Annotated in this window: 22 protein-coding genes and 1 tRNA gene; 14 read left to right on the top strand and 9 right to left on the bottom strand. The window is 64.2% G+C overall.

Features of this window, described 5'->3' with window-relative positions:
- The first annotated feature begins 571 nt into the window (after positions 1 to 571).
- From GGR25_RS17190 to GGR25_RS17170, 5 genes are all read left to right on the top strand, one after another.
- Positions 572 to 1141: a DNA-methyltransferase gene (locus GGR25_RS17190; RefSeq protein ID WP_380147403.1), complete on the top strand. Its 570-nt coding sequence runs from the start codon at positions 572 to 574 to the stop codon at positions 1139 to 1141.
- The gene (locus tag GGR25_RS17185) at positions 1138 to 2151 is read left to right on the top strand and encodes a DUF5681 domain-containing protein (protein WP_183400049.1); all 1014 of its coding nucleotides are present in this window, start codon (positions 1138 to 1140) and stop codon (positions 2149 to 2151) included. Before GGR25_RS17190 ends, GGR25_RS17185 begins: the two co-directional genes overlap by 4 nt.
- Positions 2152 to 2180: 29 nt before the next feature.
- Entirely contained in the window at positions 2181 to 3860 is a 1680-nt protein-coding gene (locus GGR25_RS17180; RefSeq protein WP_246409874.1) for an ADP-ribosylglycohydrolase family protein, read from the top strand.
- Positions 3861 to 4473: 613 nt separating this feature from the next.
- Positions 4474 to 6906: an AAA family ATPase gene (locus tag GGR25_RS17175; RefSeq protein WP_183400048.1), complete on the top strand. Its 2433-nt coding sequence runs from the start codon at positions 4474 to 4476 to the stop codon at positions 6904 to 6906.
- Positions 6907 to 6913: 7 nt separating this feature from the next.
- Positions 6914 to 9202 (top strand): ATP-binding protein, encoded by a 2289-nt coding sequence (locus tag GGR25_RS17170; protein ID WP_183400047.1) that lies wholly within the window; start codon positions 6914 to 6916, stop codon positions 9200 to 9202.
- A gap of 31 nt (positions 9203 to 9233) precedes the next feature.
- Here the strand turns inward: GGR25_RS17170 and GGR25_RS17165 are convergent, their stop codons facing one another.
- The 3 genes from GGR25_RS17165 to GGR25_RS17155 all read right to left on the bottom strand — a co-directional run bounded on the left by GGR25_RS17165 (position 9234) and on the right by GGR25_RS17155 (position 11922).
- Positions 9234 to 10226, bottom strand: coding sequence for a hypothetical protein (locus GGR25_RS17165; protein WP_183400046.1), 993 nt, complete (start codon positions 10224 to 10226; stop codon positions 9234 to 9236).
- The gene (locus tag GGR25_RS17160; RefSeq protein WP_183400045.1) at positions 10198 to 11589 is read right to left on the bottom strand and encodes a hypothetical protein; all 1392 of its coding nucleotides are present in this window, start codon (positions 11587 to 11589) and stop codon (positions 10198 to 10200) included. Before GGR25_RS17160 ends, GGR25_RS17165 begins: the two co-directional genes overlap by 29 nt.
- Before the next feature lie 243 nt (positions 11590 to 11832).
- Positions 11833 to 11922, bottom strand: a tRNA-Ser gene (locus tag GGR25_RS17155).
- A gap of 255 nt (positions 11923 to 12177) precedes the next feature.
- On the opposite strand from GGR25_RS17155, the gene GGR25_RS17150 reads away from it, so the two are divergent.
- The 4 genes from GGR25_RS17150 (at position 12178) to GGR25_RS17135 (ending at position 15027) form a co-directional block, all read left to right on the top strand.
- On the top strand, positions 12178 to 12504 hold the full coding sequence (locus GGR25_RS17150) for a hypothetical protein (protein WP_183400044.1): 327 nt from the start codon (positions 12178 to 12180) through the stop codon (positions 12502 to 12504).
- A gap of 28 nt (positions 12505 to 12532) precedes the next feature.
- The gene (gene msrA / locus GGR25_RS17145; RefSeq protein WP_183400043.1) at positions 12533 to 13198 is read left to right on the top strand and encodes a peptide-methionine (S)-S-oxide reductase MsrA; all 666 of its coding nucleotides are present in this window, start codon (positions 12533 to 12535) and stop codon (positions 13196 to 13198) included.
- Positions 13199 to 13209: 11 nt separating this feature from the next.
- Complete coding sequence (locus GGR25_RS17140; protein WP_183400042.1) at positions 13210 to 13833, top strand: 2OG-Fe(II) oxygenase; 624 nt, start codon at positions 13210 to 13212, stop codon at positions 13831 to 13833.
- Positions 13834 to 13926: 93 nt separating this feature from the next.
- Positions 13927 to 15027: an NADH:flavin oxidoreductase/NADH oxidase gene (locus GGR25_RS17135; RefSeq protein ID WP_183400041.1), complete on the top strand. Its 1101-nt coding sequence runs from the start codon at positions 13927 to 13929 to the stop codon at positions 15025 to 15027.
- Positions 15028 to 15037: 10 nt separating this feature from the next.
- Here GGR25_RS17135 and mepA read toward each other — a convergent pair whose 3' ends face one another.
- Positions 15038 to 16069: a penicillin-insensitive murein endopeptidase gene (mepA, locus tag GGR25_RS17130; RefSeq protein WP_183400040.1), complete on the bottom strand. Its 1032-nt coding sequence runs from the start codon at positions 16067 to 16069 to the stop codon at positions 15038 to 15040.
- A gap of 314 nt (positions 16070 to 16383) precedes the next feature.
- On the opposite strand from mepA, the gene GGR25_RS17125 reads away from it, so the two are divergent.
- A complete protein-coding gene (locus GGR25_RS17125) occupies positions 16384 to 17022 on the top strand; it encodes a peroxiredoxin (protein ID WP_183400039.1) in 639 nt (212 codons plus the stop codon).
- Between the two features lie 58 nt (positions 17023 to 17080).
- Here the strand turns inward: GGR25_RS17125 and GGR25_RS17120 are convergent, their stop codons facing one another.
- The 3 genes from GGR25_RS17120 to GGR25_RS17110 form a co-directional block, all read right to left on the bottom strand.
- Positions 17081 to 18193, bottom strand: a complete 1113-nt coding sequence (locus tag GGR25_RS17120) for an AI-2E family transporter (protein ID WP_183400038.1) — start codon at positions 18191 to 18193, stop codon at positions 17081 to 17083.
- 927 nt (positions 18194 to 19120) lie between these two features.
- The gene (locus GGR25_RS17115; protein ID WP_183400037.1) at positions 19121 to 19900 is read right to left on the bottom strand and encodes a hypothetical protein; all 780 of its coding nucleotides are present in this window, start codon (positions 19898 to 19900) and stop codon (positions 19121 to 19123) included.
- A gap of 53 nt (positions 19901 to 19953) precedes the next feature.
- Positions 19954 to 20202 carry a hypothetical protein gene (locus tag GGR25_RS17110; protein WP_183400036.1) on the bottom strand — a complete coding sequence of 83 codons (249 nt, stop codon included), beginning with the start codon at positions 20200 to 20202 and terminating at the stop codon, positions 19954 to 19956.
- Between the two features lie 100 nt (positions 20203 to 20302).
- On the opposite strand from GGR25_RS17110, the gene GGR25_RS17105 reads away from it, so the two are divergent.
- Complete coding sequence (locus GGR25_RS17105; RefSeq protein ID WP_183400035.1) at positions 20303 to 21226, top strand: hypothetical protein; 924 nt, start codon at positions 20303 to 20305, stop codon at positions 21224 to 21226.
- A 146-nt stretch (positions 21227 to 21372) separates the two neighbouring features.
- On the opposite strand, the gene lepA is transcribed toward GGR25_RS17105, so the two are convergent.
- Together lepA and GGR25_RS17095 are read right to left on the bottom strand one after the other, a co-directional pair.
- Positions 21373 to 23178 (bottom strand): translation elongation factor 4, encoded by a 1806-nt coding sequence (lepA, locus tag GGR25_RS17100; protein ID WP_183400034.1) that lies wholly within the window; start codon positions 23176 to 23178, stop codon positions 21373 to 21375.
- Between the two features lie 53 nt (positions 23179 to 23231).
- Positions 23232 to 24140, bottom strand: coding sequence for a LysR family transcriptional regulator (locus GGR25_RS17095; protein ID WP_183400033.1), 909 nt, complete (start codon positions 24138 to 24140; stop codon positions 23232 to 23234).
- Between the two features lie 147 nt (positions 24141 to 24287).
- On the opposite strand from GGR25_RS17095, the gene GGR25_RS17090 reads away from it, so the two are divergent.
- From GGR25_RS17090 to GGR25_RS17080, 3 genes are all read left to right on the top strand, one after another.
- Positions 24288 to 24812: a GNAT family N-acetyltransferase gene (locus tag GGR25_RS17090; protein ID WP_183400345.1), complete on the top strand. Its 525-nt coding sequence runs from the start codon at positions 24288 to 24290 to the stop codon at positions 24810 to 24812.
- 1 nt (position 24813) lies between these two features.
- Positions 24814 to 25305 (top strand): GNAT family N-acetyltransferase, encoded by a 492-nt coding sequence (locus GGR25_RS17085; protein WP_183400032.1) that lies wholly within the window; start codon positions 24814 to 24816, stop codon positions 25303 to 25305.
- Between the two features lie 75 nt (positions 25306 to 25380).
- Positions 25381 to 26022 (top strand): LysE family translocator, encoded by a 642-nt coding sequence (locus GGR25_RS17080; protein WP_343068099.1) that lies wholly within the window; start codon positions 25381 to 25383, stop codon positions 26020 to 26022.
- Positions 26023 to 26026 lie beyond the last annotated feature (4 nt).

Genomic DNA, 26026 nt, shown 5'->3' with positions numbered 1-26026 from the left:
CAGGGTTAGCGACAGGAAGGCGGTGAACTCGGCCTTCGACATCTCACCGGAGGCGAAGGCGAACTCGCGGTGTCGGACCGAGCCCAGCCCCGAGACGTGGCCGTCGATCGGCACATTATAGGGCGGGTCGGTGAAGATCAGATCGATGGGTTCTCCCGCTGCCAAGCGAGACACATCCTCCGGAGAGCGAGCATCGCCACACAGCAGCCGGTGTGCACCGAGCTGCCAGAGATCGCCCGGCCACGTCACCGCTTGAGCCGGCAGCGGCGGCACGAGGTCGGCGACCGCATCCGGCGTCGACGGCGACGCCTCTCGCGCCCGATCCAGCGTCAGGTCGACCTCGGCCAGCGAGAAGCCGGTCAGCGTCACGTCGAAGTCGACATCGATCAACGCCTGCAGCTCCACCGCCAGGATCTCGGCATCCCAGCCGGCATTGAGCGCCAGCTTGTTGTCCGCCAGCACATAGGCCCGCCGCTCCTCGGCACTCAGATGCGACAGCTTCACCGTCGGGACAGTGGCAATACCCAGCTCCTTCGCCGCCAGCACCCGGCCATGTCCGGCAACGATCTCGTTGTCGTCGCTGATCAGCACCGGGTTCTCGGAACTGAAGAACCTGTGCGTCTGGAATAAGACCAATGGCGGCATGGGCAGCTTCTACCGCTCCAAGCATGAGCTGGTCTTCGTCTTCAAGGTCGGAACGGAACCCCATACCAATAGCTTCGGCCTCGGCGAGACCGGGCGCTACCGCACCAATGTCTGGGACTATGCCGGCATCAGCAGCCTCGGTGCCAACCGCGCCGATGAACTCGCCATGCATCCGACGGTGAAGCCGGTGGCGCTGGTCGCCGATGCGATCCGCGACTGCACAAGGCGCGGCGAGACGGTACTCGATCTCTTCGCCGGCTCCGGCTCGACCCTGATCGCCGCCGAGACCTGTGGACGGCAGGCCCGCGTGCTCGAGTTCGATCCCCTCTATTGCGACACGATCATCAACCGCTGGGAGCGCTATACCGGCAAGCAGGCCTGTCTCGCCGAGACCAGTGCCAGCTTCGAGGCGGTGGCAGCGCAGAGAGGCGTTGTTCCAGCCGCGGCCCAGCCCGCGGCCCACAGCCGATCCGCGAAACGCGGAGGCAAGCGATGAGCGGTGACGATCCGAAGGACAAGGCTCCGACGAACAGGGGGCATCTGCAGCCGGAGACGGCGGGCGCCATGCGCGACGAGTTGCTGCAGGGTGTCGGCTACAAGCGACCGCCGAAGCACAGCCAGTTCCAGCCGGGCCAATCCGGCAATCCGAGGGGACGGCCACGCGGCGCGCCACCGGATCTGACGCTCGCCGATCAACCCGCGCTGGAGGCCGTACTGCGGATCGCCGCGAAACCGGTGACGATCCGTGAGGGCGACCGCGTCACCCAGGTACCGATGCGGGAAGCCATGGTCCAGGCGATCTTCACGAACGGCGCGAAGGGCAATGCCCGCTCGCAGGGGCTCGCCATGGATTTGATGCGGACAGCTGACCAGATGAAGGCCCGCGAAACTATAGCCCGCAACGACTATTGGGCCCGCTACAAGGCGGAAAAGGAGACCGAACTCGCCAGAGCCGCAGCCAAGGGCGAGCCGCCGCCGCATCTCCTGCCGCACCCCGACGATGTCATCATCGACTCCATAAAGGGAGTGCGACTCGTCGGTCCCTTCGATGAAGAGAGTGAGGCCCAGATGGAGGAGATGATCGCCTTGTGCGAGACGCTGCTGATGCAGGACGCGCTCGACCATCGCTCCACCCACCGCCTCGACGGCACGCCTCTCAAGGAGCCTGGCTCTGCCTTGCTGATGTTCTCCGCTCTGCAACAGGCCATCCCACCACGGCTGCGGCTTTCCGATGCTCAGATTGCCGTACGGTTGATGACGTACGAGGACTGGCCGAAGCGGCGGCTCCTGAAGGCCTTGCATCAGGCCTGGCATAAGCTCGGCAAGCCCATGCCGCGGGGCACGGTCATGCCGAATCTTAGCACCACCCGAAACCGCCTCGCCTTCCTGATTGACCTCGCCGCCGCCGCGACCGCGAACAACATCGACATGAGGGCCTGGGGCCGCGGCAAGCCGGATGACGCCACACTCGACATCTTCGACAAGCATGGGATCCGCTTCGGATAGCCGAGACACGATGGCCATCCGCGAGCCAGATGGCGTCGCCGTGTCCTCTCGCCTCTGCTCCGGACCGATCTGCGTGCGCAGACGTTGGTCTCCCTATGGAACCAAGCCGTGGACTTCCGGAGCGAAGCAAGCCTTCATCCGTGGCGCCACCCCGTCGCCGCGCCGCGACAGGATTCGCCGAAATCGCAGGATGTGCAGACATGCAGGGAATGCCGATCATGATGGGGAGGAATGAGAGTCCGTCGCCTCGGATGGAAGCCGTGTGTGTTGGCGCGGGGCTCGGCCGGATTGGGATCGTCATCTCCCCCGGAGCGGCAGGACAACCCGTGCGCCAGGAGACATCCGGCACGGATCTCGCAACGGCATTGGATGCGATGCGCGACTGGGGCGCCGGCGTCGTGGTGTCGCTGGTCGACGCCTCCGATCGAGGTCCTGCCGACGCGTCGGATTGGGCCGCCGCCGTCAGGCGCCGTCACATGGAAGGGCTGCAACTACCCGTCCCCGATCTCCCTGCACCGGGCTCCGCGTTCGAGATCCTTTGGAAACTCCATGGCGAAGGCCTCCGCGCCCGCCTTCGCAGCGGGTTCGATGTCGTTGTCCACCATGACGATGGCTTTGCACATGCAGGCTTGATCGCAGCGCGACTGTTGGTCGAGCTTGGTCACGAAAGCGACATCGCGATCGACAAGGTGGAGCGTCTATGGCCGGGTGCGATCGAGGTTGGCGCGTGGCAGTGTCACGTCCTGGCGGGACGCGCGATCCCCGAACCCGAGCCCGACACCAGCCTCGCTGCGATCCGGGATCGGGCGATCGGTGCCATGCTGGGCTTGGCCGTCGGCGACGCGATCGGCACAACGCTCGAGTTCGAGACGCGCGACAGCTATGAGCCGCTTGACGACATGGTCGGCGGCGGGCCGTTCGACCTCAAGCCCGGCGAATGGACGGATGATACCGCCATGGCGCTGGCGCTCGCCAGCAGCCTTGTCGAATGCGGCGGGCTGGACGAGGCAGATCTGCTCACCCGCTTCACCGACTGGTATCGGAACGGAACCTATTCCTGCACCGGCACCTGTTTCGACATCGGCGGCACGACCGCCTATGCGCTGCAGCGGTGGGAGGCAACGGGTGAGCTCTTTCCCGGCTCCACCGATCCCCGTACGGCCGGCAACGGATCGCTGATGCGGCTCGCGCCAATCGTTGTTCGCCACTGGAGCGACCGTGTTGCGCTCCGGGATGCCGCCGCTCGGCAGAGCCGGACCACGCATGGCGCGCCGGAGGCGATCGATGCCTGTGTCGCCTATGCGGAGATCCTCGCGGACGCCATCGAAGGGCGACCGCGCTCGCAAGTCTTGAGCCCTCGCGGTGAAGGTTACGCCGGTGCTATCGCGCGAATCGTCGGCGGTTCGTGGCGCGGCCGCCTCCGACGGCTCGTCTGGTCTTCCGGCTATGTCGCGCATTCCCTGGAAGCGTCGCTCTGGTCGGTGGGGCGGACGAGCGACTTCCGGTCCGCCGTGCTGACCGCCGCCAATCTCGGCGTCGATGCGGACACGACCGCTGCGATCACCGGCCAGCTTGCCGGGGCGCTCTGCGGCGCGGCCGCGATACCGGTAGGTTTCCTCGATCGTCTCGCCTGGCGCGACCGGATCGAGACGCTGGCCGGACGGTTGTTCGACGCGAGCCTCAATAGCGGCGATTTCGCGGCGAGATAGTTTGCTCGCCAACTTCGTTCGTCAGGACGCAATGGGCTCGTTCTTGCTGGCGATGACTGTTCTCTAGCAATCCCGGACAGTTGCACGGACCCAGTCAAAACCGTGAACTATAATGCTGAATCTCATGCGACCTTGGCGGCCGAATGCACGGAGCGGGGCACACCGCAGGCGCAGAGCCATCCATAGAGTTCTGGTATACGCCGGCAGCTGACCTTGCCAAGTCGGTATCAGGGCGTCCGGTATGGGGCCGGTTTCGGACAGTCCGCTATCGGGGAACTTAAGCGAGAAGCGGACATGTCGTCGAAGGATCATAGGGTCCAAAACCGACCTGTTGTGGGCATTCGGAATGTCTGCCTTCGGTCTGATTGGAAATCCACGCGTGTGCGGCCAACCACCTTGGACGATGATCTGCAGAGACCGAGTTAGTTTCCGGAGGGCATAGGGGCTCGTGTAGGTTCAAGTCTGTCCGGCGGAACCACAACGTTTCACTCTTGCACTGGGGTGCATCGGTCTCAGCAAGCTACGCTTTGCAGCTTAAGATTGCTCAGAGTAATGTTCGGCTATACTGACGTTCTAGCCAAAATAGCCTTTACAGTCGGGAGCCGGGGGAACCATGGCGATCATCAAGAATATTCGCCAGCTCAGAGGAGCCACCGTTCTCGCCGAGCGAAATGCATCTACGCCCTCCGTCGAATTCAGGCGCTTCAATCTGATCTATGGCTTCAACGGCTGCGGCAAGAGCACGCTCTCACGCATTTTTGCGTCGCTGCAGCAAGGCGCTCTGCACCAGCGTCTTCCAGATGCCTGCACCTTCGAAATTGAGATGGATGACGGGGCCAAATATTCTTGCCCCAAGTCTCTCACCGGCCTTGAGAAGCGCGTCTGCGTCTTCAACCAGGACTTTGTCGAGACCAACCTGCGTTGGGCCGAGGGCCAGGCTAGCCCGATCTTCACCATCGGCGCTGACCAGAGCGATGCAGCCGAGAAGCTCAAAGTGACAGAAGGCAAGCTGCCTGCGGCCCTCGCTTTGAAGGCCAGCGAAGCCAAGATCCAAGGCGAGCGCGAGAAGGCTTTCGGCGAGTACAAGAAGACGACGGCGCACGAAATCTCCGGCCGGCTGCGCCAGGCCCAGCGCTATGAGGCCACTCAGTTCAACAATGACGTCAAGGTAGGCGCCGTAGAGGGGGATCTCCTCAGCGAGAGCGATCTCGAGGCGGCAACGGCTACCTGCGCGCGCTCCGAAGCGCCCGCCAAGGTCAAGCTAGTCGATGTTCCGCTCGCTGGCTTGCTCGTTTGTCTTGAGGCCGCAGCTGATCTCTGCCCCAAATCGATCGGCAGCGTCGTTGTCGAAGGGCTCGACGCCCACCCGACTATGGTCCAGTGGGTCAAACACGGCCTTGAGTATCACACCGGGCATGACATCAATACCTGCCTCTATTGCGGGAACGAGGTGTCGGCAGCTCGTCTAGACCTTCTCGCCAGCGCCTTCGACGACAAGGTCAGCGGCTTTATCGCCTCAGTGCAGGAGGCCGCCAAAGCTGGGGCGGAGATCTCGGCTCTGCTCGACATAGCGATCGCCGCCGTGCCGGCGGCAGCCCAGCTGTCGGCCGAGTTTCAGCCGCCCTTCGAAGCCGCTGCCGCCAACTTATCGAAGGCGCTGGCCGCTGCGCTCTCGCTGCTCGACACCGCTCTTCAAGCACTACGGGCGCGAGAAGCCATGCCGACAACGCCTGTCGCAGTGTCGCTGCCTCCACTCGCTGAGATGGAAGACCAGATCCGCGCCCTCGAGGTGAGCTGCAAGGCAGTCAACGCGATCTGCGACCAGCATGCGGCGATGGTCGACAGTTTCAACGAGCATCAAAAGAAGGCGCGCGAGGCCATCCGCAAACACTATGTCGCAGAAACCGACGAGGCCTTCAAAGCCCATGTCGCCGGTATCAAGGAGGCAACTACCAAAGCCACGACGGCGAGCGACGCGGCCTATCAGCTGATGGCCGACATCGACACGCTGCGCGCCCAGGTGCAGCAGCATGGGCCGGCAGCCGACAGGATCAACGCCCTCGTCAAATCCTATCTGGGCCATGCCGAGTTGACGATCGTCCCCGTCGCCAAGGGCTACGAGTTGCATCGCCTCGGCGCCCTTGTCCGCGGCGCGCCGAGCGAGGGCGAGAAGACGGCGATTGCCATCTGCTACTTTCTCTCGACCCTCTCCTCCGAAGACCGGAAAATCAAAGACCTGATCGTCGTCATCGACGACCCTGTCTCAAGCCTCGACACCAAGGCGATGAACTACGCCAGTGCGCTGCTGCTAAACCGCCTGGCCAAGGTTGGCCAGCTCTTCGTCTTCACCCACAACCAGCCCTGCATGAACGAGTTCAAGAAGGCCTGGAAAGGGTGGGCAAAGGTGGAACCGGACAAGCCGCCGACGGCCAGGTTACTCTTCATCGACGTTGCCGTGCCGGAAGGGAAGGCGGCGCGAACCGCTACCCTGATCGAGCTGCCGAAGCAGCTGCGCGAGTTCGATTCCGAATATCACTACCTCTTCCAGAAGGTGCTCGAGTTCGAGAAGGCGGGCGTCGGACATTCCGACTACGCTTTCATGATGCCGAACGTGCTGCGCCGAGTGCTCGAGGTCTTCCTCGCCTTCAAGGTGCCGCGCAGCGGCAATGTCAGCGACAAGCTCAAGACGATCGGGGACAGGCACGACGGCATCGATCCCGATCGTCTTCGCGCTATCGAAAGGCTGAGCCAGGTCGAGTCGCACTCCGACAATCTCGACGATTTGATCGCGCAGTCGTCGATGACCGTCGAGGAGAGCAGAGACGCCACCCTGGCTTTGATCCATCTCTTCGAAAAGGTAGACGCCGACCATCTGAAGGATTTGCGCACCCATTGCAAGCCGGCCGAGCCCCCGCAGGCAGCGCAGCCGGCTCCAGTTGCAGTGCCAACATCCGTGCCTGAACCTGACGCGTCTGCTCCTGAGCCAGCGTCAACACTTGAGACCCCGACTGAAGGTGGGCCTGCGCGACAGCCGGAGACGGTATGAGCGTACAATGAGTTATGACTTCAAGACGCTCTCCGATGCCGACTTCGAAGACCTCGCCCGCGATCTGATCGGTCGCCTGCTCGGTCTGCGTTTCGAAGCATTTTGCACCGGGCCCGATGGTGGCATGGATGGAAGGCACTCGTCGGCCGAGGGGGCTGTGATCCTGCAGGCCAAGCACTATGCGGGTTCGAGCGCGGCGCAGCTCCAGGCCGTGATGAAGAAGGAGAGGACATCGATCGATACCCTCGATCCGGCGCGTTATCTGCTGGCAACCTCGCGCCAGCTCACCCACAAAACGAAGGCCGAGCTTGCCGCGCTCATCGGGCCGAGCCTAAAAAGCGAGGCCGACATCTTCGGCCCGGATGATCTGAACAAGCTGCTGCGGGACTATCCCGATCTCGAGAAGGCCCACATTAAACTTTGGCTGTCGAGCGCCGCTGTTCTTGACCGCGTCGTCAACGCCGCTGCCCACACCTTCGCCGCCATTGCGCGCGACGAGATTGAGGCCAAGGTTCGCGTCTATGCCCAAAACCCAAGCTTCTCGGAGTCGGCCGCCAAGCTCGAAGACCAGCATGTCTTGATCGTCTCGGGGCCGGCAGGCGTCGGCAAAACCACGCTCGCCGAGATGCTCTCCTATGCCTATCTCGCAGAAGGCTGGGAACTGGTCCCAATCCGCAGCCTTGATGACGGCTTCGCCTCGCTCAACGACGCGAAGAAGCAGGTTTTTCTCTTTGACGACTTTCTCGGCCGGGTGGCGCTCGACAAGCATGCCTTGTCGATGAAGGACAGTGACCTAGCCCGCTTCATCAAGCGGGTGAGAAGTAGCGCGAACGCGCGTTTCATTTTGACGACCCGCGCCTACATCCTGGAAGAGGCGAGGCGTGTCTCGGAGTATCTCGCCGACCAAAGGCTGGACGTCTCCAAATACATACTTGACGTCGGAATATATACGCGTCGCATCCGCGCCCGCATCCTCTACAACCATTTGCTCGTCGCCGAGACCCCGGTCGAGCATATCCGGGCGCTGATCGAGAGTGGTAAGCTCGCCGACATTGTCGATCACAAGAACTACAATCCGCGCGTCATCGAATGGATGACCGACCGTTTCCATATCGGCGCACTCTCTGCGGCCGACTACCCCGCCGCCTTCCTAGAGGGCCTGCGGAATCCGAAGGGTCTTTGGGACACCGCCTTCCGCACCCATATCGACGATCGTTGCCGGCACCTGCTCTTCGCACTTTTCTTCTGTTCCGAATATGGCGATGACATCGACAACGCCCGCGTCTCCTATGACGCACTCCACCATGCGCTCTGCAATCGCTACGGTCTGCCGCGGGATCCGAAGGATTTCGAAGAAGCGGTCCGCATTTTGGAGGGGGGCTTCATCGCCGTCAGCGGCGATCGCCTCTCCTTCATCAACCCGTCCTTCCGCGATTATCTGACCGAATACCTCGACGACCAGGTTCTGTTGCGTGGGTTCGCCGGCACCTCACGCCGGTCGGACTGGGCTGAAGCCGTATGGCGACAGGGTCAGCGCGGTGCCACCTTGGGCTCGCTCAATCCAGAGCTGGCGGCGTCGTTCGTCAGTGTCGCGGAGGCCTTCCAAAACTGGCCGACCTGGAAGCGCTACAAAGCGGATCCGCGCAGCATGGTTATAGCCGACGGCTCAAATGCCAGCCGCCTCAAGCTGATCTTGGATTGGTGGAACCATTGCAAGGAGCCGAGGCTGATCGCAGCCGCGCTCGCTCTGGCAAGCTCGCCGCCGGACGGTTGGAATTCATGGCGCGATAGCGAGCCGGCAATCGAACTGATCAGGCAGCTGCGCGACGGCGACTATTTCGACGAATTCCCGGCGGCCGAGGAATTAGCCCAGTTGATCGAAGCCGGACTGCTCAGGATGCTGAAGTCCGGCGTTTCCTCCGACGATATCGAGAAGCTGTCGGACGCCATCGAGGAAAACCAAACCCATCTCGGACCCGATATCTGCACTGCCATGAACCAGCTGATCGCGGACGAGTTCGCCGAGATCTACCAACGCATCTCGGACATGGATTCGGAGAGCACCCTCGACGAGTATCTCAACACGTTGACCCGGTTGGCACCCCGTGCGGGCCTTTCGAAGGCGCAGATCGCAAGGGCGACCGATGCCGTCAGCGAGCGCAAAATCGAGGTTGCTGACAAAGCCGAAAGCGCCGAGGCCCCGGCCTTTGCCCAGAAGCGGGACGACAAGAACCCCTTCGACGATAGCGACTTGATCAACTTGTTCACGCCGCTCTTGAGGCGCGTCAGTTGTTAATGTTTGGGTGAAGTCGACACCTTGCGCCACATCAATGCTTATTGGTGTCCGGCCGCTTGTCGGGCGCGCTGTTCGGCCCATTTGCCCCCCGGCGACGCCGCGGCAGCCGCTGGCGTCGCTGCAGTCGCCGAGATCGGAAGCGATTGTCGATCTGCTCCAGCGTCTCTCTTGCCGTATAGGCTTGGATTTCGACAAGTCGCTCAAAGAGGTCGAGACCGATCTCACGCGTTTCATCTCCGAGGCGATGCAACGTGATCGCTAGATCCACCAGTTCGGCCGCCGAGCCGGCAGTGCTGGTCGAGATGTCGCCCAATTCGTTGCTCCAGGCCTCGATTAAGCGCTTGGCTATTCGGGCAACAAGCGTCGCCTCGTGCGGGAGTAATGACGCGAGGCGGTCAACGACGAATGTCGCGTCAACTTCCGAAGCCTGAGACAGGTTCGCCTCGATAGCTCTGAGCAGTGCGATCCAGGCCGGTTCAGGCGATATCTCATCGACGATGCGGAAGAGATCGAAGAGGTTGCGCCAAGCCTGCCCGCGAACCAATGGGATGATGCGGACCAGCAGCTTGGACGCCCGCTCACGATACTGGGCGTTCGGGAAGAGGTTCACCGCGGTGTTGATGGCGCCGAGGCGAGTCCATGCCGTGCCTCTGTCAAAGATAATGGCTTCAAGCAGCGGGGACGCCCAGGGCAATTCCGGACGAACGAACGCGATCAACGTGGCGAGTTCGCCGGCCAGCTGCTCGAAATAATCGTCGCCAGCCGATGCCCATGCCTCGATGTACCGGCGGACGAAGTCGGGATACCGCCAGTGCAGGTAGGCAAAGAGTTCGGCGAGCTCGTCACTGCGCAGCAGGTCCGGAAACTGGTCTAGCAGCGCCTCCAGGAACTGCTCCATCACGGTGCCGTCGGTAGGCTTCAGATAGCGGAGCCAGTGCAGCAGTGCCTGCCAGATCGCCTCGCTTTCGCCTCGCGCGTTGGCCCGGGTCAGAAGGTCAAGTACGCGGTCGTGCTCCTCGGCCACGCGTCCCGAAACTCGGCTCGAAGCCGCGGATAAGGCGGGCGGCCCGTTGCGGGTCGGTCTTTGCGAACTCCGCAAATGCGCGCGAGAGCTGGATATTGCCCCCCTCAATCATGCGGTTGGGGTGGTCCCAGTCATATTTGTCAGGCACCTCGCGGAAGGCATTGATGATGTCCTCGTCCCGTGCCTTTCTGAGCTGCTCTGCCGAGATCGGCGAGCCTATCCACGACGCGCCCTGTCGACGCACACCACGATCCGATCTCGGGAACCGCCGCTGTTCTTCAAGCACAAGTCGACGGCTCTCGGCCGGCAGGCGGTCGGCGGGCAGCGCGGACAAAAGGCCCAGTCGGATTATGCGAACCGTGTCCTGGAAGTGTCGGCGGCCTTCCGCGTCCAGGTTTGGATAGGGCGGCGGCGCATAGGCGTTGATCAGTGCGACGAAAGCGGCGATCTCAGCATCGGACCAGTTCGGGCTGCTTGCGGCGACCAGCCGCTTGCTTGTGCCTGAGCGGTCCTCATGGTTTCCGAGCAGGAACCGCCGCTGGTCGCCCGTGAGGAAACGGTGCGCGCGCTCCGCATAGTCTTGCGGAGAGAGCGACAGTACGTGAGCGAAGAGCCGCTGGGCTGGCGCAAACTCTTCGCTTTCATGTGCGGCCAGCCAAGCAAGAAACCGCTCCGCATCACTTCGTGCCAGGGTCTCGAGGGCGACGCGAATAGCGCCAAGGATCGGGGGACCAGAGCGATCGCGGCCGGCGTCCTCCTCGGCAAACTTGAAGTCCAGCGTGTAGCGGACGAAATAGTTGACAGGGTCGCCCTCCCTGTCGCTCTCAAGGTCGGCAAGCGCGCTCATCGCCTCCGTGAACCACGGCCAAAGGGCATCGAGGAAAGGCTCGGGCCGAGCCGCCGCGAGCGCTTCTAGCGTGTCCCACACATTTTCGCGCTCCACGACGTCGGTGATCGGCTCTCTGGGGGACGCTGCGATACGCCACTTCCAGTATTCGTCGCCATCGCCCTGCGGCGCCGCGGCGACCCGCTTGGCCGACTCCTCTTTTGCGGCGCGCAGTTCCTTTCTGAGGATCGCTTCGAGGAGCCCGATCGCTACGTCGGGTTGTGTGGTGCCGATCGCGCTTACCGCATATTCGAGGTCGTGAGCGTGAATGGTCGTACGTTCGATGATCTGCTTGGCGACTTCGATCATGCGCGGGGTCCAGACGAGTGCGTGGTCGAAGGCGGCCCAGGTGAGACGATCCCGCTGCGGGTCGCGGGCCCAGTTTTCGACGATCAGCCTCTCGACTTCTGCGCCCGCAAAAGCCCAGGCAAGGGTGAGGACAGTCCCTGCATCGAGCCGAGGCTCTCTCGTCATCAAGCCCAGTCTCCGGCGTCACCGACTGCTTCGCGCGCAGTCCGCAAACCCTTGGTCCCGCGTCGCTCGCGAACCGTACTGCGGAAGGTGGCGACGGAGACGCGGGCGCTAGAGCGGCCGGGAATCGGGGCGGAAGGTGTCTCTGCCGACGGGGGCCAAATCCCCGGCCTCGCAAGCCCCCGGAATGACGGGCGAATTGGCGGGGCTGAAGGCCGAAAAGTATAACAATATCAATAGGTTAATAGGTGGCGGAGGGAGCGGGATTCGAACCCGCGATACGGTTTCCCGTATACACACTTTCCAGGCGTGCGCCTTCAACCACTCGGCCACCCCTCCGTCGTGCGGGAACGTGCCCGCTGATCCGCTTTTGCCGGGCCGGCCGGAGAACTCCGGAACATGGTCGAGCAATGCGCCGGCGGGCCGGCTCGCGAACGAGCGTTGCGCTATCACGAAGCGCGCCTGCCACGCAAGGCCGTCGCGCTGCTTCGCCGGCTCGCAGGCCGCTGTGCGCACAGGCGATTGCCGAACCGGGCCTCTGATCCTATTTATGCTCCATCCGGAAAACTCAGCCTTCTGGGCGAAAGGATCGCCATGTTCCGCTTCCTCGTTCGGCTCGCGGGTCTTTTCGCCTTGGCCGGCGCGGTGATCGCGCTCGTCGTCGACGGCTCCAAATCCATCGCCGCCTCGACGCTGACCTATACCCCTCTCGGCCAGGCCTGGTTTGCCTTCGATCCCGACAGCCTCGCCGCGGCGCAGGCTGCCGTCGCGAGCCAGATCGAGGTCCATGTCGGCAGCTGGGTCTGGTATCCCGTGATCCAGTTCTTTCTCTCGTGGCCGGTCTGGCTGGTTCTGGCGGCGCTCGGCGCGCTCTTGCTGATCGCCGGCCGACCCCTGCCCTTCCGCGCCGCCGTCGCCTGAATTTCCTCCGACCCCAAGGAGACCGCCCATGAACATCCTCGATATCTTCGCCCGCAAGGCGCGCATGCCCGCCCCCGGCGCGGCGCTGCCGGGCCGTTCGACGCCCATCACCGAGCCGAGCCTTCATTTCGTGAACGGCCGCGCCCTCGCCGGCCCCTATGCGAGCGGCCTCGAGACGGCGCTGTTCGGCCTCGGCTGCTTCTGGGGCGCAGAGCGCCGCTTCTGGACCGAGGCCGGCGTCGTGGTGACTGCCGTCGGCTATGCCGGCGGCGAGACGCCGAACCCGACCTATGAGGAGGTCTGCTCGGGCCTGACGGGCCACAATGAGGTGGTGCTCGTCGTGTTCGACCCGAAAGTCGTCTCTTATGAGGCGCTGGTGAAGCGCTTCTTCGAGAGCCATGATCCGACGCAGGGCATGCGCCAGGGCAATGATGTCGGCACGCAGTACCGCTCCGGCATTTATGTCGCCGATGCCGCGCAGCGGGCGACGGCTGAGCGCGTGCGCGACGCCTATGAGGACGAGCTCGCCAAGCGCGGCTTCGGCGCGATCACGACCGAGATCGTCGACCGCCCGCCGTTCTATTTCGCCGAGGACTATCACCAGCAATATCTCGCCAAGAACCCGAACGGCTATTGCGGGCTCGGCGGCACGGGCGTCGCCTGCCCGATCGGCGCCGGCGTCGCGGCCGCCTGAGGATGACGATCATGGCTGCGGCGGATGTGAATAATGATCTCGCCGCAGCCATCGAGCGCCTTTCGGAGGATGGCTTTGCCGTCGTCGACGATTTCGTGCCGCCGGCGCTGGTGCGCCGGCTGGCGGAGCGGCTGGACAATCTGCAGGCGGCCGACGCGCTCGCGACGGCCGGCCTCGGCCGCGAGGGGGAGCGTCAGGTCGATCGCAGCATCCGCCGGGCCGCGATCCGCTGGCTCGACGAAAGCGACGCCGCCGAGGCCGATCTCCTCGCGCTCGCCGAGACGATCCGCATCGCGATCAATGGCCGCCTGTTCCTCGGCCTCTTCCATTTCGAGTGCAATTTCATCAGCTATCCCGTCGGCGGCTTCTACCGCCGCCATCTCGACAGCCTTGCGGGCGCCCGCAACCGCGTGATCTCGTTCACGACCTATCTCGATCCCGACTGGCAGGCGGAAGATGGCGGCGCGCTCAGGATCTGGCGCGCGCCGGACGATGTCGGCCCGCCGGCGCTGGACGTCCTGCCCCGCGCCGGACGGGTCGCGCTCATGCTGTCGGAGGAGATCCCGCACGAGGTGCTGCCCACCAATCGCCCGCGCCGCGCGATCGCCGGCTGGTGGCGCGTCGCCTCAGGCTGAACGCTCCGTTCCATCCCGAAAGCCTACGCCCGCCGCCGGCGCTATCCTGCCCCCACGCTCGCCCCCCCTCCTCCAAGCCACCACGGACTTCCCATGACCTCGTCCCTGTTCTCGCCCATCACGCTCGGCCCGGTGACGCTGCCGAACCGCATCGCGGTCGCGCCGATGTGCATGTATTCCTCCGATGACGGCTCGCCGTCGGATTGGCACATCCAGCACTGGACGCAGCTTGCGATCTCCGGCGCGGCCATGATCACCTTCGAGGCCACGGGCGTCGAGCGGCGCGGGCGCATCTCGCATCGCTGCGTCGGCCTCTATTCCGATGCCAACGAGGCGGCGGTCGCCGCGAAGCTCGCTGTCGCGCGCCGCTTCGCCGCGCCCGGTACCGTTTTCGGCATCCAGCTCGCCCATGCCGGCCGCAAGGCATCGACGCAGGTGCCCTGGCTCGGCGGCGGGCCGCTCGGCAAGGATCAGGATCCCTGGCAGACCGTCGGCCCCTCGGCGATCCCCTTCGCGCCCGGCTGGCATGTGCCCGAAGCGCTCGACGAGGCCGGCATCGAGGCGGTGATCGGCCATTTCGTTCAGGCCGCGCAGCGGGCCGAGCGGGCGGGCCTCGATTTCGTCGAGATCCATGGCGCGCATGGCTATCTGCTGCACGAGTTCCTGTCGCCGCTCTCCAACAAGCGCACGGACCGCTATGGCGGCAGTCTCGAGAACCGCATGCGCCTCGTCCTCGAGGTGACCAAGGCGGTGCGCGCGGCGCTGCCGCCGCGCATGTTCGTCGGCGTCCGCCTGTCCGCGAGCGAATGGACCGAGGGCGGCTTCGAGATCGACGAGGCTGTCGAGGTCGCGAGCGCGCTCAAGGAGGCCGGCGCGGTCTATATCTGCGCCTCGTCCGGCGGCAATGCGCATGGCGCCGACATCAGGGTGAAGCCGCTCTACCAGGCGCATCTGGCCGAGGCGATCCATCGCCGCGCCGGGATCGCCACCCGCGCCGTCGGGCTGATCACGCGTCCGGCGGAGGCCGAACGCCTGATCGCCGAAGACCGGACCGACATGGTGGCGCTCGCCCGCGCCATCCTCGCCGATCCGCGCTGGCCCTGGCGCGCCGCCGCCGAGCTCGGCGCCGACATCCCGATCGTCGGCCAGTATCAGCGCAGCTGGCCGACCATGCGCCACTGGGTCTCGCCGTGAACGTGACGGCTCAATAGAGCGAGCCGTTCGTCCTTTCGGGCGGCACGGCCGCGTCGACCGGATTCTCGGTCGTATCGTCGAGCGCGGCGTCGGCCGCCTGGGCCGGCGCACGCGCCGCGGCCGGGCTGGCGACCAGCACGGAGGGCTCCGGCTTGATGCCGGGCGGCGCGCCGAGGAGCACCTGACGGCAGGCCGGCGGCAGGTCGGAGAGCATAATCGGGCGCGGCTTCACGGCCGGCTTGGTCGGCTTCGACGGCTTCACGGGCTTGGGCGGCTGCAGCCAGGCGTCGAGCTCCGCGCCGCAGCCATCGCCGGGCGGCGGCGCCTTTTGCGGCACGCAGCTCGCCATATTGGCCGGGCAATCGAGCCGCACATGCATGTGATAGGTGTGGCCCCACCAGGGCCGCACCTTGCCGAGCCAGGCGCGGTCGGCGCCGGCGCTGACGCAGAGCTGCTTCTTGATCGCCGCATTGACGAAGATGCGCGCCACCTGCGGGTCGAGCGCCGCGCGACGGATCAGCTTGAACTGGCCGCTCGTCCAGCCGGCCGCATTGATCGTGCGCGCCTTCTCATTGACCATGTTGACCGGCGCCATGGTCTCGCGCTCGTCGGCCGAGAGCGTGCGCTTCGGCATCGGCGTCAGCCAGATGTCGACATCGAGCCCGATCTGATGGCTCGCATGGCCGGTGAGCGCCGGGCCGCCGCGCGGCTGGCCCATGTCGCCGACGAGCAGCCCCGGCCATTTGTCGAGCGTCTTCGACTGCGCGGCGAGGCTCTCCGTGAAGGCGATGAGCTCCGGCGTGCCCCAATAGCGGTTGCGAGACAGGCGCATCGCCTGCCAGTCCGGTCCGCTGACCGGCAGCGCCACGGCGCCGGCAAGGCAGCCCTTGGCATAGGAGCCGATCGACCGCGCTTCCAGCGGGATCGGCGTGTTCATCTGCGAAAACAGGATCTTGGCCGGCGTCGTATCGACCGTTTCCGCCATGGCCGGCCCCGCGATCAGCAAGCCAGCCAGCAATGCTCCCATGCTGCGCGCGAGCATTCGTTTCACCTCATATCGTCCCGGCCCGCCGCCATCATGCCGCATCCGCGTTAACGATTCATTCGTCATCTACGAGCCGCGCCGCGGCGCCGGCATCTGGATGAATTTTCCGGCATGAGGCGGCAATGGCCCACCTGCTGGATCATAATTTCAACATGCCGCCAGTGATGAGCATCGCTTTACAAATCCGACCGGAATTCCGCGATTGCGAGGGTCCGGTGACGGCACTAGATTTGGAACGAATTTTCCACAACGGACCGGCCCGGCGCTTGAGCGTCGCCCGCGATCCCGTTTCCGATCAGGGAGAAAGCAGCATGGCACTCAATCTCGGCGACGTCGTTCCCGATTTCCAGGCCGAAACCACCGAAGGTCCGATCTCCTTCCACCAGTGGCTCGGCGACAGCTGGGGCGTCCTGTTCTCGCATCCGAAGAACTTTACGCCCGTCTGCACGACCGAACTCGGCGAGGCCGCCAAGCTCAAGCCCGAATTCGACAAGCGCGGCGTCAAGATCATCGGCCTCTCCGTCGACCAGCTCACCAATCATGATGGCTGGGTCAAGGACATCAAGGACGCGACCGGCGCGCAGCTCAATTTCCCGCTGATCGCCGACCATGACAAGAAGGTCGCCAATCTCTACGGCATGATCCATCCGAACGCTTCCGACACGACGACGGTGCGCTCGGTCTTCGTGATCGGGCCCGACAAGAAGCTCAAGCTCTCGCTGACCTACCCGGCCTCCACCGGGCGCAATTTCGACGAGATCCTGCGCGTCATCGACAGCCTGCAGCTCACCGCCAAATTCTCCGTCGCCACCCCGGTCAACTGGGAGAAAGGCGAGGACGTGATCATCGTCCCGTCCGTCTCCGACGAGGCGGCCAAGGAGAAGTTCCCCGGCGGCTGGAAGACCGTGAAGCCCTATCTGCGCGTCGTGCCCCAGCCGGGCAGCAACTGACGCCGTCTTCCCAATCCGCAATCAAGGGCAGGCCTCGGCCTGCCCTTTTTGTTTTCCGTCACGGCGCCGGCGCGTTCCCCTCCCCGGCAGCCTCGCCCTCGCCCGGGTGCTGGCGCAGCCATTCCAGCAGCAGCACATAGCCGACGGCGAGCAGCACCGGCCCGACGAAGAGGCCGATCAGGCCCTCCGAGATCATGCCGCCGATGACGCCGATCAGGATCACCGGCATCGGCACGCCGCCGCCGCGCCCGAGCATCAGCGGCTTCAGCGCATTGTCGCTGAGCCCGGCGATGAGGGTCCACACCGCGAAGAGCGCCGCCGTCCCGGTCGTCTCGACCGCGAAGACATAGCCGATGACCGGCAGCGTCAGCAGCAGCGCCGGCACCTGCACGACGCAGAGCAGCAGCGTCGCGAGCGTCAGCAGCCCCGCCGCCGGCAGGCCGATGGCGAAGAAGCCGATGCCGAGCAGCAGCGCCTGGATCGTCGCGACGCCGACGACGCCGATCGCCACGCCGCGGATCGTCGCCGCCGTCAGCGCGACGAGGCGCGTTCCGCGCTCCGCGCTGCCGGTGATGCGCTCCATTAGGCGGCGCGAGAAGGCGGCCGCGCCCTCGCCATAGGCGACGAGCACGGCCGCGAGCGCGCAGGAGACGACGAAGGTCGCCTCGCCCGCCACCAGCCCCTTGGCGAAGGACAGCACCCAGGCGGCCGGGCCGGTGAGCGCGTCGCGATATTTGGCGAGCGCCGCCGGGGCATTGGTCGCAGCGAGCGCCCAGGCTTCGCTGAGCCGCGTCCCGACGAAGGGCAGATCGGCGAGGCGGGCCGGCGGCGGCGGCAGGGTCAGGGCGTGGCTCTGCATCTGCTCGACGATCGCCTTCAGCGTCTCGGCGAGCGAGGCCACAACGACGATCATCGGCACCAGCGTCACCACGACGCCGACCAGCCCGATCAGCAGCGCCGACCAGCGATTGCCGAGCCGCGCGGCGAGGCGCCGATGCAGCGGATAGAGCATCACCGCCAGGATCGCCGCCCAGAGCAGCATGCCCATGAACGGCGTGACGATGCGAAAAGTCGTATAGGCGAGCGCCGCGACGAGCCCGATGCGGAGCGCCGCATCGAGCATGCTCGCGCGCGGCGGCGCACGGTCGGTGTCGGTCAGTTGCTGTTGCATGCTTCAGTCCCCACGCGGATGCTAAAGCAATTCCAGCGAAAGTGGATACCGGTTTCGCGTCCGGAATTGCGCCGGAACAAAGCGTTAGAGCAAATCCGGTGAACCGGGTTCACCGGATTTGCTCTAGCAGCAGCTGCAGCGGGAAGCGATGGGCAGGCGGAAACACCCTGCCGGCCTTGGCCGCAGGGTTTCGAGTGAAGAGGTCGCGCGGGGCGGCCTGCTGCCCGCGCGCGGGCGGCGCGCCGGCGAATTGGATAGATGAGGTGCCCGAGCCGCCCGTTCGAGGCAGCCGGCGCCCCGCGCCGACGAGATCTGCGACCGGTACCGATGGACCGTGGGTGTTTCGTTGCTGGGTCACCCGGCGGCAAGTCCCACGTCCGGAGCCCCCCTTACGGAATGCCCGAACGCCCGCCGCTGGCCCGCGTGTACGGACCCGGCGCATCGGAGTTCCGGCCGCCCATTGGGGCGAGGCTCGTGACCCCTCGCCCCCAAGGCCCGCCGAGCCCCACCCGCAAACGGAACGACCGGTTCGCCCTCTTCGGTGGGCGGGGATGAGCGGAGTATGCGCCCGGCGGGATGGGGCGGGGATAGATTATTTTGGGGGCAGAGCTGAATGTCGACAGAACGTTCGGAAGCAGAAGCTGCCAAGTGCGCGTCCGAACGTCAGGTATGGGCCGGCAGGGGGACCGGCGGCTTTAGAACGAGAGAAGCATGACAGCCGCCGCTCTATAACCTGTGAACCGTGGAGTTCGGTCTCGTGTATCTGGCTCGCATCTTCACGGGATTCTTCGAACAGGGCCGGTCCAATCCGGATCCCGATGGCTTACTCATTCCCTAAGGCGAAGTCGTTTGAACGCTCGTAATATAGTCACTCGTCTTCCCCGTGTGACACAGCGGCCTTTGGGAATTCTACGTCTCAGACCGAGGTCAACTCTCGAGCTGAACGAACCTTTGTCCGCCGTCGAGTTCTTGCCGGATAATGGTTGCGATATCCCATCGACCTTCACCCTCCAAGGTTACGGCTACCTGCTCCAAAATATACTGACCGCCATTCAGCACGGTCGCCCGTACAACAGCGCGTATGACGGATTCCATATCGCCGGCTGCCTGCGGGAGGGAGCGCATTGTGCTGATCAGATCGTCATGGTGCGCAATTGACTTAAGTATCATCGGCGACGCAGGGCGAGCCGACTTCGGTCGGCCCTTCACACGCTTGCGGGCTTCTTTGGCTTGGGGCGGCGTCACTTCGACATCGATCGTCTCTGTCCCGTTGTGGGTAGTAGTCATCTTTCGAAGACGAATGGTGCTACCTGTCTCCTCTGACGCTTTCGCCATAGCGGTAATCGACTTATCAACGCTATCGTCGAATGCACCGATCTGCGCTATGGGGACTTGTGTCGTTGTACACTTGAAACCTTCCTGCAGCTTCCTGGCGAAGATGACAAGATCCTGAACAGCTTGCGCCACACCAGCGGCACCCTTGATCCAGCCGCCGGCTTCGGTAGCGATGTCTATCAGCCATATCCAGGTGGACCCGATTTCGAGACGTGCGACAACGAGATCGCGGCCCGTTATGCGGCGATAGTCAGAGTCAAGCGCCTTCAATATCGCCGAAAGCTGAGTTGCGGATATGGGCTTGCCATTGTGGAAAGAAATTACCAGGAACCGCTCGTCGTCGGAGTCTTTGCGAAAATCGAAATCAGCCATTCAATCCCCCACAGTTGAGGCGAAGCTATAACGACAGGGGGAGAAATCAACGTCTAACGGTTGTTTTCACAACACTTTTTAATCATCGCCAAGGTGCCAGCCTCAATCCGCATATTGCCGCTGACCTTACTCAGGCGCGTAAGGTCACTCTTCTCGAGATAAAAACCCATCGGCTCTCGAATCTCGACGGCAACTTCTGATAGGTAAGGAGCGTCGAAGTAGTGAGGCACTGAAGGAGGAAAAGCTTTGGGCGACCAGACGCAGCTATTGGTCCAGCAGACCCAGGCCATCACGTCGATCATGACTCCGATTCTGCTCCTGACAGCTCTAGCTATCGCTATAGTATTCGGATTGCGCATTCTACGAAATTACGAGCGAAACCAAGCTCTAACTAGAGAACAGATGATATATTCGCTGACTGCCAATCCGGACGGCAAATCACACGGAGCGCGGACCAACATTACCATAGCCGGAGACCCGACTGCCGGAGGCGGCTTTGACTTCGTGCAGGTTCCGGACGAGTTCAAGCCATTATTCCTCGATGCCATGAATGGTTTCTGCGACTACGCGAAGCTCAAAGGCTACACCGTCGATATTTCTACGGATGCGAGCCACCCTGGCAAGGTTGGAATCAAAATCACCATCGTAGATATCGGCGTGACGGTCAGCACGTCCACCGTCCGAAGAGACGTGGACGATTACCTGCGGCGGCTCAAGGAAGAAGATGACTTCAGCGACATGCCCATGCCTGAGAATTCCGCCGAACACGTCATGATCGTGTCGGCGCTTCAAGCTCGTTTTGCCTATGTCAAAACGCAGCTCGAAATGCACAAGATTAGATCCCAATTCTTAGAGAAGATGGTCAAGGATGTGCTGAGAACCGGGCTGGGTGCGATCGGCTATAAGACTGCTCCGCAAGTGCAGACATTGCAGCTCACTTTACAAAACGATGGAGGTAAGAACATGCGCGATTCGTACGAAGCCAGCAACTCCCAAAATATCGCGCAAGGTAAGGGCGCTTCCGCACACACGAACGAAAGCAATATTCAGATTGGAAACAATCATAGCGAACGCAACCAGCGCATCGAGGCCCTTAAAGATTTCGCGAAGAAAATTAAGTCTGAGAACCTCACTAAAGAAACTGAGGGCGAGGTTGTTCGGTATATAGAGAACGCACGGGATGAACTGGAAAATGCGTCCGAGCCAAATCCTGATGAGATTGCTAAGTGGCTAGACCGCGCAAACAAAACGATATCGACGGTTTCGGCCAGTGCCGGTCTCGTGACTAAGCTGCATGACCTCCTGACGATGTTCGGCCTCAGCTAACGGCGAGATGCCCACAAGTCTACTGTAAGGCGATTCGCCCCTTAGGACCTGTGTCCGAGATAGGGACGCAACGCAGCCATTCGCAATGGCGCGCGGGGACGGGCCCCTTCGGGGCAACTACCAACAACCACAAGCCTCCGCCCCCCCTACTCATCCATCTTCAACGCCGCAATGAACGCTTCCTGCGGGATGTCCACCTTGCCGAACTGGCGCATCTTGCGTTTGCCCTCTTTCTGCTTGTCGAGGAGCTTGCGCTTGCGGGTGATGTCGCCGCCATAGCATTTCGCCGTCACGTCCTTGCGCAGCGCGCGGACGGTTTCGCGGGCGATGATCTTGCCGCCGATCGCGGCCTGGATCGGGATGACGAAGAGGTGCTGCGGGATCAGATCCTTCAGCTTCTCGCACATGGCGCGGCCGCGCCGCTCCGCCTGCGTCTTGTGGACGAGCATGGAGAGCGCGTCGACCGGCTCGGCATTGACGAGGATCTGCAGCTTGACGAGATCGCCGGGGCGATAATCCGTCAGCTGGTAATCGAAGGAGGCATAGCCCTTCGAGACGGATTTCAAACGGTCGTAGAAGTCGAACACGACCTCGTTGAGCGGCAGGTCATAGGTGACCATGGCGCGCGTGCCGACATAGGAGAGGTCGACCTGCAGGCCGCGCCGGTCCTGGCACAGCTTCAGGATCGCGCCGAGATATTCGTCCGGCGTCAGGATCGTCGCGCGGATCCAGGGCTCGGCGATCTCCTCGATCTTGACCACGTCCGGCATGTCGGCCGGATTGTGCAATTCCATCTCGGAGCCATCGGTGAGCGTGATCTTGTAGACCACCGAGGGGGCGGTCGCGATCAGGTCGAGATTGAACTCGCGCTCCAGCCGCTCCTGGATGATTTCGAGATGCAGGAGGCCGAGGAAGCCGCAGCGGAAGCCGAAGCCGAGCGCGGCCGAGGTTTCCATCTCGAAGGAGAACGACGCGTCGTTGAGGCGCAGCTTGCCCATCGCGGCGCGCAGTTCCTCGAAGTCGGCGGCGTCGGTCGGGAAGAGGCCGCAGAAGACGACGGGCTGCGCCGGGCGGAAGCCCGGCAGCGGCTCGGCGGTCGGCTTCTTGTCGTCGGTGATCGTGTCGCCGACGCGCGTATCGGCGACCTCCTTGATCGAGCCGGTGAAGAAGCCGATCTCGCCCGGGCCGAGGCTGTCGACGGACACCATCTTCGGCGTGAAGAAGCCAACGCGCTCGACGTCATAGGCCGCATCGGCGCGCATCATGCGGATACGCGCGCCCTTCCTGAGGCTGCCATCGATGACGCGCACCAGCACGACGACGCCGAGATAGGTGTCGTACCAGCTATCGACCAGCAGCGCCTTCAGCGGCGCGTCGGGATCGCCCTCCGGCGGGGGAAGATCGGTGACGATCGCTTCGAGCACGTTCTCGACGCCGAGGCCGGTCTTGGCGGAGATCAGCACGGCCTTGGAAGCGTCGATGCCGATCACCTCCTCGATCTGCGCGCGGATGCGCTCGGGCTCGGCGGCCGGCAGGTCGACCTTGTTGAGCACCGTGACGATCTCGAGATTATTGTCGATCGCCTGATAGACATTGGCGAGCGTCTGCGCCTCGACGCCCTGCGAGGCGTCGACCACGAGCAGCGCGCCCTCGCAGGCCGCGAGCGAGCGCGAGACCTCATAGGCGAAGTCGACATGCCCGGGCGTGTCCATCAGGTTCAGGATGTAGGTCTTGCCATCCTTGGCCTTGTAGTCGAGCCGGACGGTCTGCGCCTTGATCGTGATGCCGCGCTCGCGCTCGATATCCATCGAATCGAGCACCTGGTTGGTCATCTCGCGATCGGACAGGCCGCCGGTCAGCTGGATCAGCCGGTCGGCGAGCGTCGACTTGCCGTGGTCGATATGGGCCACGATCGAGAAGTTGCGGATGTTCGGAACAGGCGCTTTCGTCATGCCGCGCTGCATAGCATCACGCTTCCCGGCCGCAAAGCCGTGAATAGCGCCCTTCAGCGCCGGTCGGCATGGAGAATGCGCAGAGAGGCGGCCGTCTCGACCAGCCGGGAGACGAGTTCGGCGACAAGCGGGCGCTCCATCGCGCCGGCAACGCCCGCGACGAGCGCCGAGTCGCGGTAGAGCGGCGGCATGTCGACGGGGGCGAGATCGACCAGATCGCCGGCCGCGAGCTCGGCTCGGATCGAAGGGCCGAGCAGGTGACCGACCGCATGGCCGCCGGCGATCAGCAGGCGGCCGGGCTCGAAGGGAACATGCGAGGCGGTGCGCGCGCGCCGGCGCATGGCGAGGATCGCCTCCGGCGTCACCTGCCACCAGAAATGCGTCAGGAAATGCGGCGCGATCGCGAAGACGCGCTCCAGCGTCGGCTCGGGGCCGATGCGCGCCGCGAGCTCCGCCGAGGCGACGAGCAGCGCCGGCTCGCGAAAAAGCGCCAGCGGCTCGATCGTATCGAGCAGCGGATCGAAATTCGGCCAGCCGATCACGGCAAGGTCGATCTGGCGGTCATGCAGCCATTCCGCGACGTCGCGATGCCGCCCCTCCTCCACCGTCAGCTCGACCTGCGGGTGATCGGTCAGGAAAGCGGCGACGGAGGGCGCGGTCAGATAGCCGGTCACGCTCCGGAGCGTGGCGAGGCCGATGCGGCCGCGATCGACGGAACGGAGCGCATCCTCGCTCTCGACCAGCGTCGAAAGCACGCGCCGCGCATAGGGCAGGAAGGTCGCCCCGCGCTCGGTGAGCTCGATCCGCCGCCCGCGCGTCAGCAGCGGCCCGCCGACGAGTTCCTCAAGCTTGGCGATACGCGCCGAGATCGTCGCCTGCGTCACGTTCAGCCGGGCGGCGGCCTTGGTGAAGCTGCCGTCGCGCACGACGCGGTCGAAGCTGCGAAGCTGGTCGATATCCATAGAAATTTCCTATGACGCCGTTCGATCCCGTCTATCGCACTGCGTACCGTATTGACTTAATCGATCGCAAGGCGTGAAAGCAATGCGACCCGAACCCGCGTGAGCCTGCGGAGCCTCGCCATGACGGCCATCGAGAAACAGACGGACATGGTGACGCTGCGCGCGCTGACGGCCGCAGAGGCGGAAGCGGCGCTGCCGGCGCTCGGCGCGGTGCTGGTCGACGCGGTGGCGGGCGGCGCCTCGGTCAATTTCATGGCCGGCTTCCGGCAGGACGAGGCGGAGACGTTCTGGCGCGGCCAGATCCCGCTCGTCGCCGAGGGCAAGCGCATCCTGATCGTCGCCGAGCTGGACGGCGCCATCGTCGGGACGGTGGTCGTCACCTTCGCGCCGCAGCCGAACCAGCCGCACCGGGCCGATATCGGCAAGATGCTGGTGCACTCCGCGGCTCGGCGGCGCGGCATCGGCCGCGCTTTGCTCGATGCGGCGGAGGCGGCGGCGCAGGCGGCGGGCCGCTCGCTGCTCGTGCTGGATACGGAAACGGACAGCGCCGGCCACCGCCTCTATGCCGCCTGCGGCTGGATCGAGGTCGGCACCATTCCCGGCTATGCGCTCTCGACGGATGGCCGCCCCTCGGGCGCCACCATCTTCTACAAGACGATCGGAGACGCCTGAGATGGAGATCCGCGCCGCGGCCGAGGCCGACCTTCCGGCGATCCTCGCGATCTATAACGACGCCGTCGTCAACACGACCGCGATCTGGAACGACGATGTGGTCGACCTCGACAATCGCCGGGCCTGGTTCGCGGCACGCAGCGCGCAGGGCTATCCGGTCCTCGTCGCCGAGGCCGACGGCGCCGTGCTCGGCTATGCGAGCTATGGCGATTTCCGCCCTTTCCAGGGCTATCGCTTCACGGTCGAGAATTCGATCTATGTCGCAGCGGCGGCGCGCGGACGCGGCGCGGGCGCGAAGCTGCTCGCCGCGCTGATCGACCATGCGAGCGCGGCCGGCAAGCATGTCATGGTCGCCGGCATCACGGCCGACAATGCCGTCTCGCTGCGCCTCCATGAGCGGCAGGGCTTCGTCGAGACGGCCCGCATGCCGGAGCTCGGCTTCAAGTTCGGCCGCTTCCTCGATCTGGTCTTCCTGCAGAAGCGCCTCGGCTGAAGCAACGCCCCTTGCCGATGCTTGGCCCGCCGCGGCTTCGTGCTATAGATCGCGCCTTCGCACGGGAGCGCGATCATGATGAACTTCGTTCCGGCGACGCCGGTTCTCATCGCCTATGTCATCGCCGTCGTGGCGCTCATCCTGACGCCCGGTCCGGATATGACGCTGTTCCTGGGCAAGGCCGTCAGCCAGTCGCGCCTTGCCGGCGTTGCGGCGATGCTCGGCAATTCGGTCGGCCTCGTGATCCACACCGTGCTGGTCGCGATCGGCCTCGCTGCGCTGCTCGCCGCGTCGGTCACCGCCTTCACGATCCTCAAGGTCGTCGGCGCCGCCTATCTCGCTTATCTCGCCTATCAGGCCATCCGGCATGGCTCGGCGCTCAGCCTCGGCGGCAAGCGCACGGCCGCGCCGCTCTATCGCGTCTTCCTTCACGGGCTGACGGTCAATCTGCTCAACCCGAAGATCATCGTCTTCTTCGTGACCTTCCTGCCGCAATTCGTGACGCCGGGCGATCCGCATGCGAGCGGCAAGCTGATGTTCCTCGGCCTGCTCTTCGTCGCCCTGTCGATCCCGATGAGCCTGCCGATGATCTACTTCGCCGGTTCGATCGCCGAATTCCTGAAGCGCTCGCCGAGGGCGACGCGCTTCGTCGATTATCTCTTCGCGACGGTGCTCGGCGGCTTCGCCGTGCGCCTCATTCTGGCGCAGACGAAGTAGCCGC

Origin of the sequence: Kaistia hirudinis (genome assembly GCF_014196455.1) — a bacterium.
Taxonomy (GTDB): domain Bacteria; phylum Pseudomonadota; class Alphaproteobacteria; order Rhizobiales; family Kaistiaceae; genus Kaistia; species Kaistia hirudinis.
This window is presented reverse-complemented; position numbering and strand designations above follow the sequence as displayed.